We start from the raw sequence: 16,028 nt of genomic DNA, 5'->3' as shown, positions 1-16,028 counted from the left end.
CGTTTGTAGGACGGAAACAAGCGTCGTATCTTGGAGTATATAAAACCCGCCACAGGCCGAACCATGAACTTGCAAACGCGCGATCCCTCGTCGCCCGACTTTTGGAGCGAACGCTTCGAACAACACTTCACGCCCTGGGATCGCGGCGCGGTACCGTTGGCCCTGCGCGATTACGTCGCGCGCGAGCCACAGCCGCGGCACGTGCTGATCCCGGGCTGCGGCGTCGGCCACGAGGTCGCCTATTTATCCGAGGCCGGATGGGAGGTCAGCGCCATCGATTTTTCCGCCGCCGCGGTGGCCGCCGCGCGCGCGGCGCTGGGGCCGTGGGCCGGGCGCGTGCAGCAAGCCGATTTCTTCACCTACCAGCCGGCCGCGCCGCTGCAAATGATTTACGAACGCGCCTTCCTGTGCGCATTGCCGCGCCACATGTGGCCGGCGCTGGCGGCGCGCTGGGCCGGGCTGCTGCCGGCGGGCGGCTTGCTGGCCGGTTTTTTCTACTTCGATCAGGCACCCAAGGGGCCGCCGTTCGGTGCCACCGCGGAGCAGTTGCAGGCCTTGCTGGAACCCGCCTTCGAGCGCGTCGAGGACGCTGCGGTAACCGATTCGATCCTGCCGTTTCGCGGCAAGGAACGCTGGCAAGTGTGGCGTCGGCGCTAGTCCCGCGGCCCATATGATCCGCAAGCGGCGGTGCCGTCTATAATGCCGTGAAATTTTTGTACGGAGGCTGGATGTGGGCACCCTGATCGGTTTCGTTGTCCTCTATTTGCTGGTGTCGATTGCGATCGGCCTGTTTGCGGCGACCCGCGTCAAGAACACGCGCGACTATGCAAATGCCGGCCGTTCGCTGCCGCTGTATATCGTGATCGCCACCGTGTTCGCCACCTGGTTCGGCTCGGAAGCGGTGCTGGGGATTCCGGCCACCTTCGTGCGCGACGGCCTGGGCGGCATCGTCGAGGACCCGTTTGGCGCCGGCATGTGCCTGATCCTGGTCGGGCTGTTCTTCGCGCGCAAGCTGTACCGCCTGAACCTGCTGACCATCGGCGACTACTATCGGCAACGCTACAGCCGCAGCGTCGAAGTCATTGTCTCGCTGTGCATCGTGATTTCCTACCTGGGCTGGGTCTCGGCCCAGATCACCGCGCTTGGCCTGGTGTTCAACGTGCTCTCGCAAGGCGCGATCTCGGTCCCGGTCGGCATGGTGCTCGGAGCCGGAGTCGTCCTGCTGTATACGCTGTTCGGTGGCATGTGGTCGGTGGCGCTGACCGATCTGTTCCAGATGTCGATCATCATCGTCGGCCTCCTGTACATCGCCTATGTGCTGTCCGGCCTGGCGGGCGGCGCGACCACCGTGATCAGTCACGCCGCCGCCGCCGGCAAATTCGAGTTCCTGCCGAAGCTGAACTCGCGCGACGTCCTGGCCTTCGCCGCCGCCTGGGTGACCATGATGTTCGGCTCGATTCCGCAGCAGGACGTGTTCCAGCGCGTGACCTCGGCCAAGAGCGGCAACATCGGCGCCATCGGCGCGGTGGCGGGCGGCGCGCTGTACATCGCCTTCGCCTTCGTGCCGATCTACCTCGCCTACTCGGCCTCGCTGATCGATCCCAAGATGGTGGCTTCCCTGATCGACAGCGACGCCCAGATGATCCTGCCGACGCTGATCCTGCACAACACGCCGCTGTTTGCGCAGGTGATGTTCTTTGGCGCGCTGCTGTCGGCCATCATGTCCACCGCCAGCGGCACGCTGCTGGCACCTTCCATCACCGTCACCGAAAACATCCTGCGCGGCTTCGTGCCGATGACCGACCGCCAGTTGCTGCGCGCGACGCGCATCGCCGTGCTGTGCTTTACGGTCGCGGTGACCGTGTTTGCATTGTTGTCGCAGGGCAAGTCAATTTACGAAATGGTTGGCAACGCCTACAAGGTGACGCTGGTGGCGGCATTCGTGCCGCTGGTGATGGGCCTGTACTGGAAGAAAGCCTCGACCCAGGGCGCCTTGTGTTCCGCCATCGGCGGCCTGTTGACATGGGTCGGGATGGAATTGCTGGCCCCTGACTCGATCTGGCCGCCGCAACTGGCCGGCCTGCTGGTCAGCTTTGGCGGCATGGTGGTCGGTTCGCTGGCGCCGCAGTGGACGGCGCGCTCGGCGCCCGCCTGAGCCCGCGCCGCTGCCGCAGGGTATCCTGATGATGGCTGGAAAGCTACTATAATAGACGGTTTTCGACGTTTTCCGGTTGGGAGGTGCGATGCCGATTTATGCTTACCGCTGCGAATCCTGCGGCTTCACCAGGGATGTACTGCAAAAATTATCCGATGCGCCGCTGACGCAATGCTCGTCCTGCGGCCAGCCGACGTTCAAGAAGCAGTTGACGGCGGCCGGGTTCCAACTGAAGGGAACCGGCTGGTACGCGACCGACTTCCGCGGCGGCGGCAACAGCGCCAGCGCGCCGGCCGCCGAGCAGCCGGCCAGCACCCCCGCCGACGCGGCCCCAGCCACCTGACGGCAAACCCGGGCGGCCGGCGCTGCGATGCCCAACCAAACCAAAAAAATGCGTAAATATTTCATCACCGGCTTGCTGGTACTGGTTCCGCTGGCGATCACCCTGTGGGTGCTGAACCTGATCATCGGCACCATGGATCAATCGCTGCTGCTACTGCCGGAACGCTGGCGGCCGGAGGCGCTGTTCGGCTTCCGGATTCCCGGCCTGGGCACGATCCTGACCCTGCTGGTGATCTTCCTGACCGGCCTGGCGACGCGCAATTTCGTCGGCAACCGGGTGGTGCTGATGTGGGAATCGATGCTGACCCGGATTCCGGTCGTCAATTCGATCTATTCCAGCGTCAAGCAGGTGTCCGACACGCTGTTTTCGTCGTCCGGCAACGCCTTTCGCAAGGCGCTGCTGGTACAGTATCCGCGCCACGGCAGTTGGACCATCGCCTTTTTGACCGGAGCGCCTGGCGGCGATGTGCGCAATCACCTGCAGGGCGACTACATCAGCATCTACGTCCCGACCACGCCCAACCCGACTTCCGGCTTCTTCCTGATGGTGCCGCGCAGCGACGTGATCGAGCTCGACATGAGCGTCGACGCGGCCCTCAAATACATCATCTCGATGGGCGTGGTGGCGCCGGAACAAGCCAGGGACAAAGCCGTCATCAACCCGCCCAAAATGTAAATCAAGCCGGCTTGCCGGGGCCGATTACGCCCCATCGCCTGGCGCCATAGAAACCGAACTGGAAATCAACATGTCAATGCGTACTCACTACTGCGGCCTCGTCACCGAAGCGCTGCTCGGCCAAACCGTCAGCCTGTGCGGCTGGGTGCACCGGCGGCGCGACCACGGCGGTGTCATCTTCATCGACCTGCGCGATCGCGAAGGCCTGGTGCAGATCGTGTGCGACCCGGATCGCGCCGACGTCTTCAAGCAGGCCGAGGCGGTGCGCAACGAATTCTGCCTGCGCATCACCGGCCTGGTACGCAGCCGCCCGGAAGGCACCGGCAACGCCAACCTGAAGTCGGGCCAGATCGAAGTGCTGTGTCAGCAACTGGAAGTGCTGAATCCGTCGGTGACGCCGCCGTTCCAGCTGGACGACGACAACCTGTCGGAAACCACGCGCCTGACGCATCGCGTGCTCGACCTGCGCCGCCCGCAAATGCAGAACAACCTGCGCCTGCGTTACAAAGTGGCAATGGAAGTGCGCAAGTACCTCGATGAACACGGCTTCATCGATATCGAGACGCCGATGCTGACCAAATCGACGCCCGAAGGCGCACGCGACTACCTGGTGCCGTCGCGCGTGAACGCCGGCGAATTCTTCGCGCTGCCGCAGTCGCCGCAATTGTTCAAGCAATTGCTGATGATCGCCAACTTCGACCGCTACTACCAGATCACCAAATGCTTCCGCGACGAAGACCTGCGCGCCGACCGCCAGCCGGAATTCACCCAGATCGACTGCGAAACCTCGTTCCTGAATGAACAGGAAATCCGCGACCTGTTTGAAAACATGATGCGGCTGGTGTTCAAAAAGGCGCTCGAGGTCGACCTGCCGAATCCGTTCCCGGTCATGGACTACGCCAGCGCGATGGGCCTGTACGGCTCCGACAAGCCGGATCTGCGCGTCAAGCTGCAGTTCACCGACCTCACTGCGGTGATGAAGGACGTCGACTTCAAGGTGTTCAGTGGCGCGGCCAACATGGACGGCGGGCGCGTGGTCGGCTTGCGCGTGCCGGGCGGCGGCGCCATGCCGCGTTCCGAGATCGACGCCTATACCCAGTTCGTCGCCATCTATGGCGCCAAGGGCCTGGCCTACATCAAGGTCAACGAGAAAGCCAAGGGCCGCGACGGCTTGCAGTCGCCGATCGTCAAGAACCTGCACGACGCCGCCCTGGCGCAGATCGTCGAGCAGACCGGCGCGCAGGACGGCGACCTGATCTTCTTTGGCGCCGACAAGGCGAAAGTGGTCAACGATGCGATCGGCGCGCTGCGCGTGAAGATCGGCCATTCCGAGTTCGGCCGCAAGAACGGCCTGTTCGACGACGTCTGGAAGCCGCTGTGGGTGATCGACTTCCCGATGTTCGAATACGATGAGGAAGCGCAGCGCTGGAGCGCCTGCCACCATCCGTTCACGGCGCCGAAAGACGGCCACGAAGACTACCTGGAAACCGATCCCGGCCGCTGCATCGCCAAGGCCTACGACATGGTGCTGAACGGCTGGGAACTGGGCGGCGGCTCGGTGCGGATCCACCGCGCCGAGGTCCAGAGCAAGGTATTCCGCGCGCTCAACATCAACGACGAGGAAGCGCAACTGAAGTTCGGCTTCCTGCTCGACGCGCTGCAGTACGGCGCCCCGCCGCACGGCGGCATCGCCTTCGGCCTGGACCGGATCATCACCATGATGGCCGGTGCCGACTCGATCCGCGACGTGATCGCCTTCCCCAAGACCCAGCGCGCGCAGTGCTTGCTGACGCACGCGCCGTCACCGGTGGACGAAAAGCAATTGCGCGAACTCCATATCCGCTTGCGCAACGTCGAGCCGACGCCAAAAGCATAGGCGACGCAGCGCCGTTTCGGAGCATAATGAAAAGCGCGGGCGACCGCGCTTTTTTATTCGGCCACCGTCTTGTTTAACAGGAGTATGTTGTTGGAACGGCCATTTTATATACGGAAATGATGTTTCCAATTAGGAGTATATGGCGGCAAGCGCAGTCCGGGGCAAGGACCGGTAGTATCATTGCTGCTTGAAAAGCCAGGCTTCGGACGCATATCCTGTCAACATGGAACCCCGCTATAAAATTCCCGAATCGGTACTGGTCGTGATCCATACCGCGGAGCTGGACGTGTTGCTGCTGGAACGCGCCGACCAGCCGGGATTCTGGCAATCCGTAACCGGCTCGAAAGACACGCTGGAAGAACCGCTGGAACTGACTGCGGCGCGCGAGGTGCTGGAGGAAACCGGAATCCGGGTCGCCGTGGCCGGCCGGCAGCCGGCCGGCGTCGGGATTCCGGCGCGCAATCTTCGAAACTGGCAACTTTCCAACACCTACGAAATCTACCCTGTGTGGCGCGCCCGTTATGCGCCCGGTGTGACCCGTAACATCGAACACGTGTTCGGCTTGCTGGTGACGCCGGATGTGCCGGTGACGCTGGCACCGCGCGAGCACCTGCGCTATTGCTGGCTGCCGTACCGGGAAGCGGCGGACAAGTGTTTTTCGCCCTCCAACGCCGAAGCGATCCTGCAATTGCCGCACCACCGATACTAAACAAAGTCATTCATGAAACTGCGTGTGGCCACTTACAACATCCACAAAGGCGTGACCTCGATCGGCACCCGCCCACGCGTGCTGGGTCTGAAACAGGCCTTGACCTCGATGGATGCCGATGTGGTGTTCCTGCAGGAAGTCCAGGGCCGGCACGACCGGCTGGCGGAACGCCATGCGGCGGTCTGGCCGCAGCAGCCGCAATACGATTTCCTGGCCGGCGAGTCGCACCACGCGGCCTACGGCATGAACGCGGTATACAACCACGGGCATCACGGCAATGCGCTCCTGAGCGCATTCCCGATCGCCTCCTGGGACAACAAGAACGTCTCCGACCATGCCTATGAATCGCGCGGCATCCTGCATTGCGTGATCCAGGCGCCGACCACCGAAGTGCACTGCTACGTGGTGCACCTGGGCTTGTTCGGCGGCGGCCGCAAGCGCCAGACCGAAGCCTTGATCGAGGCGGTTGGCGACACCTCGCCCAGCGGTTCGCCGATCATCATCGCCGGCGACTTCAACGACTGGGGCGATCAATTGAGCGACTCGCTGCGCAAGGACCTGGGCGTCTCCGAAGTATTCGACGAGCGGGTCAGCGCCGCCGGCTTCGGCTCCTACCTGCGGCAATTGAGCGGCCGCCAGCAGAAAATCCTGCAGCCGGCCCGCACCTTTCCGGCGGCGCTGCCGTGGCTGCGGCTGGACCGCATCTACGTGCGCGGCTTCAAGGTGCAATCGGCCGAGGTCTTGCGCGGCATGTCATGGGCTAAACTATCGGATCACGCGCCGATCGTGGCAACGCTGGAGCTGATGTAGCCAGGTACAGGGAGCAGGCTGCGCAGCACGCATGCCGCCACGGTCATCGACAGAACGCAAACGGAGATTTGCCACAGATGCCGACTTTTCCATGCGCACGGTAAGCTTCACCGGCGATAACGACATCACGCTGCTGCAATCGGGCGCGCAATATTTCCCATCCCTGATCGACGCCATCGATCGGGCGCGCCACGAAATTTTCCTGGAAACCTACATCTTCGCGCTGGACGCCATCGGCGTGTTGGTGCGCGACGCCTTGCAGCGCGCGGCAGCGCGCGGGGTGGCAGTGTACGTGGTGGTCGACTGGCTCGGCACCGGGCGCGCCACCTGCAACCTGCTGCGCCAGCAACTGGGCGCCGCCGGCGTCCAGTTCCGCAGCTTCAATCCGTGGTTTAGGCGCGGCATCGCACGCACGCATCGCAAGATCTGCGTCACCGACCGCGACTACGCGTTCGTCGGCGGCCTCAACATCAACGACGACCTGGTCTCCGACCGCCGGCCCGAGATCGTGCTGCCGGCGCCGCGCTGGGATTTCGCGATCCGCATCCGCGGCACGCTGGTGGCCAACGTGTACCTGGAGATGACGGCGCAATGGACCCGGCTCGGCAACATGAAACTGCTGGCGCGCTGGGAAAACTTCCGCCGCAGCCGCGCCTTGCTGCCGGCGGCCGGCGGCGGGCCGGCCCAGGCCGGGCTGGTGCTGCGCGACAACCTGCGCGACCGCCGCACGATCCAGCGCGCCTATCTGCAGGCGCTGGGCCGTGCACGCAAAAGCGCGTTCTTGGCCAATCCGTATTTCGCGCCGGGGCGCAAGCTGCGGCGGGCGCTGGAATCGGCCGCGCAGCGCGGGGTGGCCGTCACGCTGCTGCTCGGGGTCGGCCAATTCCACCTGCAGGATGCGATCGCGCACTCGTTCTACCCGAAACTGCTGGCCTCCGGCGTGCGCATCTTCGAGTACCGCAAGACCGATCTGCACGCGAAAGTCGCAGTGGTGGACGACGAATGGGCCACGGTCGGCTCCAGCAACTACGACGGCCTCTCGCTGTTCGTCAATCACGAGGCCAACGTGGTGGTGCAGGATCACGCCTTTGCCGAAAACCTGCGGCGCCGCCTCGAAAGCGCCGTGGCCGAGGCAGTGCCGGTGCGGCCAGCCGATTTTTCCCATATCGGCTGGCTCAGGCGTTTGCGCAACGGCACCATCTTCGTGCTGTACCGGGCGGCGATCCGCCTGGTTTCCTGGGGCCGCTACGACTGAGTCGCAGTCGCTATCGGTCCAGCGCCGGGTAGTGGCGGAAGATGCCGCTCTGGTTGAACGGCAGGCGGCGGCGCGAAGCCAGGTATTTTGCCACCCGTGGCTCGGCCGCGACCCGCTCGTGCAGCGCCAGCAGCAATGGACAATCAGGCGCCAGCCGGCGCAGGGCTTTTGGATACGCATAGCGCAAGCCGGCGATGATCTGGAACAGCGACAGATCGACAGTCGTCAGCGCAGCCCCCACCGCATGCCGCTCACCTTCCGGATTGCGCCGCAGGACCTGTTCGAAATAGCCGAGGAATTTCGGCAGCCGTTCCGCAGTCAGGTCGGCAGCGCGCCGCAGCGCTTCGGCCTTTTGCTCTTCGTAATACAGGCCTCCAGCAATCGGATGATGGCTGTCGTGGATTTCCGTGACCAGATCGGCGATGGTCAACTGCAATTGATGCGCCCACAGGCGGCCCGCCTCGTCTTCCGGCGCCAGCCCCAGGCGCGGGCCGAGAAACAGCAGGATGTTGGCGGTCTGGCCGATCAGCAGATCGCCGGCCTTCAGGTAGGGCGGCGCGAACGGCGGCCGGACGACGGCTTCGTCTTCGAGAAAATGCATCAGGGCCGGCATTCCCAAGCCACTCTTGGCCGAGCGGCGCGCGACATCGACATACTCGGCGCCAGCCTGCTCCAGCGCCAGCCGGATGAACTCGCCGCGGCCCTGGATCGTTGGCCAGTAATACAGTTCGTAGCGCATCGCCGCCCTCCTCGGGTCAAGCCTCAGAATCGCTGATATCCCGCCAGATAACGCCATTGCCCGGGCGGCAAGCCGGCCATCGGCACGCGGCCGATGCGGATGCGCTTGACGCTCAGCGCATCGAGGCCAGCCTGCCGGCAGATGGCGGCGATCTGACCTGCCTGCGGCGTCTTGATGGCGAAGCGCAGCCGGGTTTCGTTCTGCCAGCTGACCTTGGCCGGCGCCAGCAGCTTGCCGTTCCAGCGCAAGCCCTGATTCAGCCGGGCCAGACTATCCGCCGCCGCATCTCCGGCTCCAGCCACCTCGACAATATATTCCTGTTCGATGCCGGCGAGGTCATCCACCAGCTTGCGCGCTACCCGCCAATCCTGCGTCAAGACCTGCAGGCCGCTGGCCTCCGCCTCCAGCGGCGCAACCGGCATCAAGTTGTCCAGATGCCGCTTCAGGAAACGGATGCGGGTGTGGTCGTCGGCGGCATGCGCCGCCTGGGTAAGGAGTGGCAGCAGCGCCGCGCTGTCAGCACGCGTGCCAGCCGGTTTATGCAGCAGCAGCGTGATGGGCTCCAGTGCCGCCGCGCTCGCCTGCGGCAGCAACTCCACCCGTTGCTGCGGCAGCACCCGCAAACCTGGCTCTTCCACCACCTGGCCATCCACCAGCACCCAGCCGCCGGCGATATAGCGCTCGGCCTCGCCGCGCGAGCAAGGGAGCATTTCGGCGAGGCGTTTGGCAAGGCGGACGGTTTCGGTCATCGGATGGCTGCGCAACAAAGTCAGCCCCCATTGTAGCGACTGCGTCAATCGCCAGTGCGCCAAAGCCTTGCGGCGCGCAACCAGGACGCCGGCGATCACCCCTGCCATCAAGGCCAGCAGGCTGGAGGTAGCCGAGACGAACGACCCGATGTTTCCCGAAATCGATGAAGAATGCGCTCAACATCCCGAGTTGATGGTGTCGGCGGCCTCGCATCCGATGTCGCACTAGACGGTCAGCAGCCGCGAAAACTGCGTTTGCGCCCGGCTGGCGGTAATCACGGACGCAACCTGAAAACCCTGGCTGCCCTTCCGGTACTGGCGCAGGTGCTGTGTGCGACCGGCCAGCAATTGTCCTGACAATCGGAAATCATCGCCGAACGTATGCTCCCGGTGGCAAAGCAAAGCGGGCAATCATCCGATTAGCCAGCCGCCGCTCCGTTCGGAGAGTCCTGATGCGTGCCGGCGGCCGTGCGGGACGGCCTCGTTCCCCTGAAGAGAGGTATCGAACCGTGGGAAATCACCCGGTTTGTCCAACTATCTGTAATATTCAGCGCCAGTCGAAATGAAGCCCGTCTCCAGATCGATGCAGGCAACCAAGAACAGACATCAGAACGATTTTCAAAGGTTGGACATGCCAAGGAAAAAAATCCTGAGGGTCACCATTGCGCTTCTTTGTGGCACCGCCGGCGCTGAAGAGACAACGCTACCCGACATCGTGGTATCGGCGACCCTGTCGGCACACGATACGCGCACCGCGCCGGCCTCGGTCACGCTGTTGCCGCGTGAAGAACTGGAAGCGCGCAACGCCGCCGACCTGCTGGACGCCGTGCGCGGCACCCCCGGCATCACCTTGACTCCCCGCAGCACGGTGGGTGGGCGCAAGGCGCTGGCACTACGCGGCATGGACGGCAAACACACGTTAACGCTGATCGACGGCCGCCGCATCTCGCCATCCGATGACGTCGTCGGCCACTCCGATTTCCAGTACGGCTGGCTGCCGATGGCGGCGATCGAACGGATCGAAATCATCCGCGGCCCGATGTCGACGCTATACGGTTCGGAAGCGCTGGGCGGCGTCATCAACCTGATCACGCGCCAGCCAAAGGAGCGCTGGACCGGCTCGGTTGCTGCATCCGGCCGGGCCGCCGTCAGCAGCGCGAATGACGCGGGCGGCAACGGTGGCAGCGTATCGGTCTTCGCCGGTGGCCCGATCAATGACAGCCTCAGCCTGCGCGTTGCCGGCGAGCGTATCCGCAGCAGTCCGGTGCCGCGCAAGGAAGACCCGCGCTATTCGGAAATCGAGGGGCGGGATTCCACCATCGGCAGCCTCGGCGCGAGTCTGCAGTTGACGCGCGAACAACGGCTGGAGGCCGACTGGGTCGGCGGCACCGAACAGCGCTTTTTTGACGATGTCACCAAGGCCGGACGGCCGTATACAAACCGCTATGACCTGCGCCGTTCGCACGCCAGCCTGGCATGGAACGGCGAATTTCGCGACTGGCGCGGTCAACTGCGCGCTTATCGCAGCGAATTTGACATCGCAAACCTGCCGACCAATGGGGTTGCGCCAACCCGCCCGCAAAACATGAGCAATCAGGTCTTTGACGGTTTCGTGGCAGCCTCGGCGGGCGCTCACGCGCTGACCGCAGGCGGCGAATTTCGTCGGGAAACGCTGGTTAATGATGGCTTGAAAAACGGCAGCGATTCGGCGCAGCACCGGGCGCTCTTCATCCAGGATGAATGGGCGATCGACAACCGGTTGCTGCTGACTGCCGGCGTGCGCGCCGACTGGCACGAATTGTTTGGCAGGGAGCTCAGCCCGCGTCTGTACCTGGTCTGGGAAGCCACGCCGGAGTTGGCGATTAAGGGTGGCTACGGCCACGCTTTCAAGGCGCCGACGCTAAAGCAGATTTCGCCCAACTATGTCAGCACCGAGCTCCAGTTTACCTTCCTCGGCAACCCCGCGATCCAGCCGGAAAAATCGGATTCGATCGAAATCGGCGCCGACTGGAAGCGTGGCCCGTTGGCGCTCAGAGTCGCGCTGTTCCATAATGAAGTGCAGAACCTGATCTTTCAGCGTCCTGTGGCGTGGGTGGGGCCGCGACCCACGACCTATCTCTTCGACAATATCAACCGGGCGAGCATTACCGGCCTGGAGAGCGGCTTCAACTGGTCCCTCCACCCGCGCCTCGACTGGAGCGGCGCCCTGACTTTGCTGAAGACCCGCGACCGCGACACCGGACAGCGGCTGGAAAACCGGCCCAACGTCACGCTGGCTTCGCATCTTGACTGGCGCAACGATGGCGGCTGGAGCTGGCGCGGCGGTTTCGAACTGGTCGGCTCGCAGATCGCCACCGGCGGCACGACGAACTTGCCGTCCTATACGCTGTGGAACGCCAGCGTCGCCAAACAACTCGGCAAGAACCTGACACTGCGCGCCGGCATGAACAACATCGGCGACTTGCGGCTGGCTGAAAAATCGCCGAATTTCACCTATGCGGAACGCGGCCGCACGCTGTACGCAACCCTGCGCGCCGACTTCTAGCAAACACCGGCGCGGCGGCCCGAAACGAGGCAATTCTGACCCCGCCAGATCAGGGCGACGCAGCGCCACCGCGAACCTTCATCACGCGGTAGCCACCCCACGTCCAGGCAAGCGAAGGCTGGCCGGAAAAGGACTTATCGCGCGGTCATCCACAGGCCGTCATTTGTAGATGCCGCACCCCACGATCATGTCGTCCACCTTTTCGACATAGGTCGATTTCGCTTCGACCACGCCAGTGACGGGATTGGGCCAGCGGTAATCGATCCAGCCTTTTCCGTGGGCGCCAGCAACACGCACGAACTCCCTGATGAAACCCTTGCCGTCGGCATCCTTCAGGTCGATCAGGTTCTTGCCCACCAGCTTGGCGTTTTCGCCGTGCGCAAACGTATTGCCGTTCATGTCGATGACATTGATGTACAGATCGTTTTTCTTGAACGCCGGATCGGGCAGATTGAATGCGGCCAGCGCGGTTTGCATGCCCTTTTCCCGAATGCAGGCGGCGGCGCGACGCACCATCCCGACTGCTTCGTCGGTATTGCTTTCGAGCCGGAACACGCTGACCGAGCGCGCCAGCGCCGCGGCCTGCATACGCATCCCTTCGGTGGCAGCGGAAGCCTGCTCCACCAGCGCGGCGTTCTGCTGCGTCATCTCATCCATTTGCAGGATCGCGCGATTGATTTCCTCGATGCCGGCGCGCTGCTCCTGGCTGGCCTGCGCAATCTCGCCCATGATACGCGCCACCGAGCCAATCGAGGTCACGATCTCGTCCATGGTCTGGCCGGCATTCTCGACCAAGGCGCTGCCTGAATTGACCCTCTGCACCGAACCGACGATCAATTCCCTGATTTCGCGCGCCGCGCCGGCGGAACGCTGCGCCAGATTTCGTACTTCGGCCGCGACCACCGCAAAGCCCTTGCCGCCCTCGCCGGCCCGTGCCGCCTCCACCGCGGCATTCAGGGCCAGGATATTGGTCTGGAATGCGATCGCGTCGATGACGCCGATGATGTCGGCGATCTGGCGCGAACTGTTCCTGATTTCCTCCATCATCACGACCACTTCGCGCATCGCCTGCCCGCCCCGTCCCGCCACCTCGGAAGAGCCGGCAACCAGTTGGTCGGCATTGCGTGCGCTATCGGCGTTCTGCCCGACCTTCTCGGTCAATTGCTTCATCGAGGAAGCCGTTGCTTCCAGCGAGCCTGCCTGCGCCTCGGTGCGTACCGACAGATCCGCATTACCGGATGCGATTTCCCCAGACGCGGTTTCGATCGAATCAGTACCGCGCCGCACTTCCGCCACCAGCTTCAGCAGGTGATCGTTCATGGTCTTGAGCGAATGCAGGAGGTCGCTGACTTCATCGCGGCCGGCCACGATCGGCTGCGATGACAGGTCGCCAATGGCGACCCGGCGTGCGATCGAAACCGCCGTCTGCAGCGGACGCGTGATGCTGAGCGTCAAGCGCCAGGAAATCAATCCGCCGCAAGCAACGGTGACCGCGCAGATCGCCGCCAGCAGGGACAGCAACTGGCGATCGCGCTCGGCCGCGGCGTCAAACAATCGGCGGCTCTCGCCCTGTTGCAGTTCGGCAAGGCGATCCACTGCGGCGACCGCTTGCGTGCCGGCTGCCCTGAGCGCGACTGCCGTGCTGGCGTCGCCCTCCTGTCCTTGCGTGCTTAGTTTTCGGTATGCCTGACGCAGCCCGGCCACGGCCACCTCGATGCCGGCCAAGCGAGCCTTTTCTTCCTCGTGCAGGCCACTGGCCGCGAACTTGGCGCGTGCTTCCGCATGGCGTGCCAGATATGCTTCCGCCTCGCGGGCCGCGCCGGCATCGAACATCGCCAGCGCGGCTTCCAGCAGCCCCGATTTCATCGAAGCGACCAGCGCGCTCTTGTGGTTGGAAGCTTCGACCTGTGCGATCAGCGCTTCCCGGCCCGCGACATTGGTCGCGTTCATCAGGACTACGGTTGAAATCAGGATCAGCAGGCTCGCCCCGAATCCGACGCCCAATCTCGTGCCTATGCGCCAATCGCGCAGGTTCATTTCACTCTCTCCTCCGTCCGGTCATGCCGGCTCTTGTTCCATACCCGCGTGCAAAAATCACATGCCGAGGTAGGCCGCCTTCACCCGCTCGTTTTCCAGCAGTTCGCGCCCTGGGCCGGAAAGCGCGATGCTGCCGGTTTCGATCACGTAGCCGACGTCTGCGATCGCCAGCGCGGCATGCGCGTTCTGCTCCACCAGCAGGATGGTGATGCCTTGCGCCTTCAGGCTCTTGACGATGCGGAATATTTCCTCGACCAGCAGGGGCGCCAGTCCCATGCTTGGTTCGTCCAGCAACAGCAGCCGCGGCTTGCCCATCAGCGCGCGCGCCATCGCCAGCATCTGCTGCTGCCCGCCAGACAGCGTGCCCGCCAGCAGATGCCGCTTTTCCTTGAGGATGGGAAACAGCGCGTACATCTCTTCAATCTCGGCGTCGATCTCGCCCTTGGGCCGCGTGAACGCGCCCAGCCGCAGGTTGTCCTCGATCGACATCGGGCCGAACACCTGCCTGCCTTCCGGCACCTGGCAGATGCCGGCACGCACGCGCTTGTCGGCGCTCATGCGCGTGATGTCCGCGCCCTGCAGGCGGATGCTGCCGCCGCTGGCCGGCTGCACTCCGGACAAGGTGCGCAGCAGCGTCGTCTTGCCGGCGCCATTCGCGCCCACCAGGGCCACCAATTGGCCTTCGCCGACCTCGATATCAACGCCATGCAGCGCCTGGATACGCCCATAGTGGCTGGTCAGGCCCTTGATCTCGAGCACCTTGGCTGTTCCAGCCGACGCCGACGCTGCCGGCGGGGTGCCGCCGAGGCCGACCGGCTCCGGTGCCAGCGTTACCAGGCGCGAGCGCAGTTCCGCGAATTCGGTTTTGGCATTGGCGCCGAACAGCGGATCGTCGTTGTTCAGGAACGCGGCGTCGATTTCTTCCCAGTCGGCGGCGGTGAGCATTTTTTTTGCCAGCGGCATCACCCGGGTTTCCTCGAAACGGATGTGCTCGCGCAGGCTGCCGGTAAAGCGCGCCAGATGCTCGAAGAATGCCGACCTGGCTTCCGCCCGGCCTTGCGCGACCGCGACGGTCAACTCGCGCAGCGCCGCCAGCTGCTCCGGCCCTTGCACATGTTCGGCCCGCAGGCGGTCGATGTCGGCACCGGCTTCCGGAGAGCGCAGACGCAGCAGACGAAACAGGTACTCATCTTCCTTTGGGTGATGCATGCGGTCGATATACGAACTCAGGTAGTCCAGCATCAGCGCCACCACCTGCGCCGGCGCATGCGCGCCACTGTTGCGCATTTCCTGGCCGATGCTGTCGAGCGCCGTCGTCAGCCGCCACATCCCGCTGTGCTCCGCGCTGATGATATTGAGGGCTTGCATGTATGTCTCCTTATGCCGACGCGCCGAGATAGGCGGCGATCACGTCGGGATTGGCGCGCACCTCGGCGGGTGAGCCTTCGGCCAGCTTCTTGCCGTAATCGAGCACCGAAATGTGATTGGACAGGTTCATCACCAGCTTCATGTCGTGCTCCACCAGCACCACCGTCACGCCGGACTCGGCGACCTTGCGAATCAACGCTTCGATCTCGCCGGTTTCGGTATGGTTCAAGCCGGCGGCCGGCTCGTCGAGCAGCAGGATTTGCGGGCGGGCGGCGAGCGCGCGCGCGATTTCCAGCCGCTTCAACGCACCGTACGGCATCTGGCTGGCCGCATGGCCGAGATATTTACCAACACCGACGAAATGCATCAGCTCGGCCGCTTCTTCGCGGCAGGCGCTGTCGGCGCGCCTGATGCCCGGCAATCGCAGCATGCCGGCAATCAGGCCCTGGTTCAGGCGCAGGTGGGCGCCGACCATCACGTTTTCCAGCGCACTCATGTTCATGCACACCTGCAGGTTCTGGAAGGTGCGGCTCATGCCGCGTCGCGCCAGCTCGTCCGGCGACTTGCCGGCGACGTTCTCGTCGCAGAACAGGATTTCGCCAGAAGTGGGTGTGTAGACGCCGGTGATCAGATTGAACAGTGTGGTCTTGCCGGCACCGTTGGGGCCGATCACCGAGTGGATCGCGCCTTGCTTGATGTCGATGCTGACGTCCTGCACCGCCTTGACGCCGCCGAAGGTCTTGCTGAGATTGCGTACGCTCAACATG

14 protein-coding genes and 1 pseudogene are annotated in these 16,028 nt (G+C 63.9%); 9 read left to right on the top strand and 6 right to left on the bottom strand.

Translation table 11 applies throughout. From position 1 onward, the window contains the following. The first annotated feature begins 63 nt into the window (after window positions 1-63). The 8 genes from ACK2VC_RS11830 (at window position 64) to clsB (ending at window position 7,823) form a co-directional block, all read left to right on the top strand. On the top strand, window positions 64-657 hold the full coding sequence (locus ACK2VC_RS11830) for a methyltransferase domain-containing protein (protein ID WP_486730551.1): 594 nt from the start codon (window positions 64-66) through the stop codon (window positions 655-657). A gap of 73 nt (window positions 658-730) precedes the next feature. Next, complete coding sequence (locus ACK2VC_RS11825; protein ID WP_486730550.1) at window positions 731-2,155, top strand: high affinity choline transporter 1; 1,425 nt, start codon at window positions 731-733, stop codon at window positions 2,153-2,155. Between the two features lie 88 nt (window positions 2,156-2,243). After that, window positions 2,244-2,498 carry an FmdB family zinc ribbon protein gene (locus tag ACK2VC_RS11820; protein WP_486730549.1) on the top strand — a complete coding sequence of 85 codons (255 nt, stop codon included), beginning with the start codon at window positions 2,244-2,246 and terminating at the stop codon, window positions 2,496-2,498. A gap of 48 nt (window positions 2,499-2,546) precedes the next feature. Further along, the gene (locus tag ACK2VC_RS11815; RefSeq protein ID WP_486733228.1) at window positions 2,547-3,173 is read left to right on the top strand and encodes a DUF502 domain-containing protein; all 627 of its coding nucleotides are present in this window, start codon (window positions 2,547-2,549) and stop codon (window positions 3,171-3,173) included. 70 nt (window positions 3,174-3,243) lie between these two features. Continuing rightward, window positions 3,244-5,049: an aspartate--tRNA ligase gene (aspS, locus tag ACK2VC_RS11810; protein WP_486730548.1), complete on the top strand. Its 1,806-nt coding sequence runs from the start codon at window positions 3,244-3,246 to the stop codon at window positions 5,047-5,049. A gap of 223 nt (window positions 5,050-5,272) precedes the next feature. Then, window positions 5,273-5,758 (top strand): dihydroneopterin triphosphate diphosphatase, encoded by a 486-nt coding sequence (gene nudB, locus ACK2VC_RS11805; RefSeq protein ID WP_486730547.1) that lies wholly within the window; start codon window positions 5,273-5,275, stop codon window positions 5,756-5,758. Between the two features lie 12 nt (window positions 5,759-5,770). Then, complete coding sequence (locus ACK2VC_RS11800) at window positions 5,771-6,568, top strand: endonuclease/exonuclease/phosphatase family protein (RefSeq protein ID WP_486730546.1); 798 nt, start codon at window positions 5,771-5,773, stop codon at window positions 6,566-6,568. Between the two features lie 91 nt (window positions 6,569-6,659). Then, the gene (gene clsB / locus ACK2VC_RS11795) at window positions 6,660-7,823 is read left to right on the top strand and encodes a cardiolipin synthase ClsB (RefSeq protein ID WP_486730545.1); all 1,164 of its coding nucleotides are present in this window, start codon (window positions 6,660-6,662) and stop codon (window positions 7,821-7,823) included. 10 nt (window positions 7,824-7,833) lie between these two features. Here clsB and ACK2VC_RS11790 read toward each other — a convergent pair whose 3' ends face one another. Both ACK2VC_RS11790 and ACK2VC_RS11785 read right to left on the bottom strand, forming a co-directional pair. Continuing rightward, window positions 7,834-8,562, bottom strand: coding sequence for a glutathione S-transferase (locus ACK2VC_RS11790; RefSeq protein WP_486730544.1), 729 nt, complete (start codon window positions 8,560-8,562; stop codon window positions 7,834-7,836). Window positions 8,563-8,585: 23 nt separating this feature from the next. Then, a complete protein-coding gene (locus tag ACK2VC_RS11785) occupies window positions 8,586-9,311 on the bottom strand; it encodes an RNA pseudouridine synthase (RefSeq protein ID WP_486730543.1) in 726 nt (241 codons plus the stop codon). A 631-nt stretch (window positions 9,312-9,942) separates the two neighbouring features. On the opposite strand from ACK2VC_RS11785, the gene ACK2VC_RS11780 reads away from it, so the two are divergent. Continuing rightward, window positions 9,943-11,856, top strand: a complete 1,914-nt coding sequence (locus ACK2VC_RS11780; protein ID WP_486730542.1) for a TonB-dependent receptor plug domain-containing protein — start codon at window positions 9,943-9,945, stop codon at window positions 11,854-11,856. Window positions 11,857-12,015: 159 nt separating this feature from the next. Here the strand turns inward: ACK2VC_RS11780 and ACK2VC_RS11775 are convergent, their stop codons facing one another. The 4 genes and pseudogenes from ACK2VC_RS11775 to ACK2VC_RS11760 form a co-directional block, all read right to left on the bottom strand. After that, complete coding sequence (locus ACK2VC_RS11775) at window positions 12,016-13,893, bottom strand: methyl-accepting chemotaxis protein (RefSeq protein ID WP_486730541.1); 1,878 nt, start codon at window positions 13,891-13,893, stop codon at window positions 12,016-12,018. A 57-nt stretch (window positions 13,894-13,950) separates the two neighbouring features. Then, window positions 13,951-14,652, bottom strand: coding sequence for an ABC transporter ATP-binding protein (locus tag ACK2VC_RS11770; protein WP_486733227.1), 702 nt, complete (start codon window positions 14,650-14,652; stop codon window positions 13,951-13,953). 252 nt (window positions 14,653-14,904) lie between these two features. Then, window positions 14,905-15,222 (bottom strand): annotated as a pseudogene (locus ACK2VC_RS11765) (hemerythrin domain-containing protein); the annotation flags it as partial. Window positions 15,223-15,271: 49 nt separating this feature from the next. Next, window positions 15,272-16,027 carry an ABC transporter ATP-binding protein gene (locus tag ACK2VC_RS11760; RefSeq protein ID WP_486730540.1) on the bottom strand — a complete coding sequence of 252 codons (756 nt, stop codon included), beginning with the start codon at window positions 16,025-16,027 and terminating at the stop codon, window positions 15,272-15,274. Window position 16,028: the final 1 nt, after the last annotated feature.

Source organism: Herbaspirillum sp. WTB6, from assembly GCF_057457785.1.
This window is presented reverse-complemented; position numbering and strand designations above follow the sequence as displayed.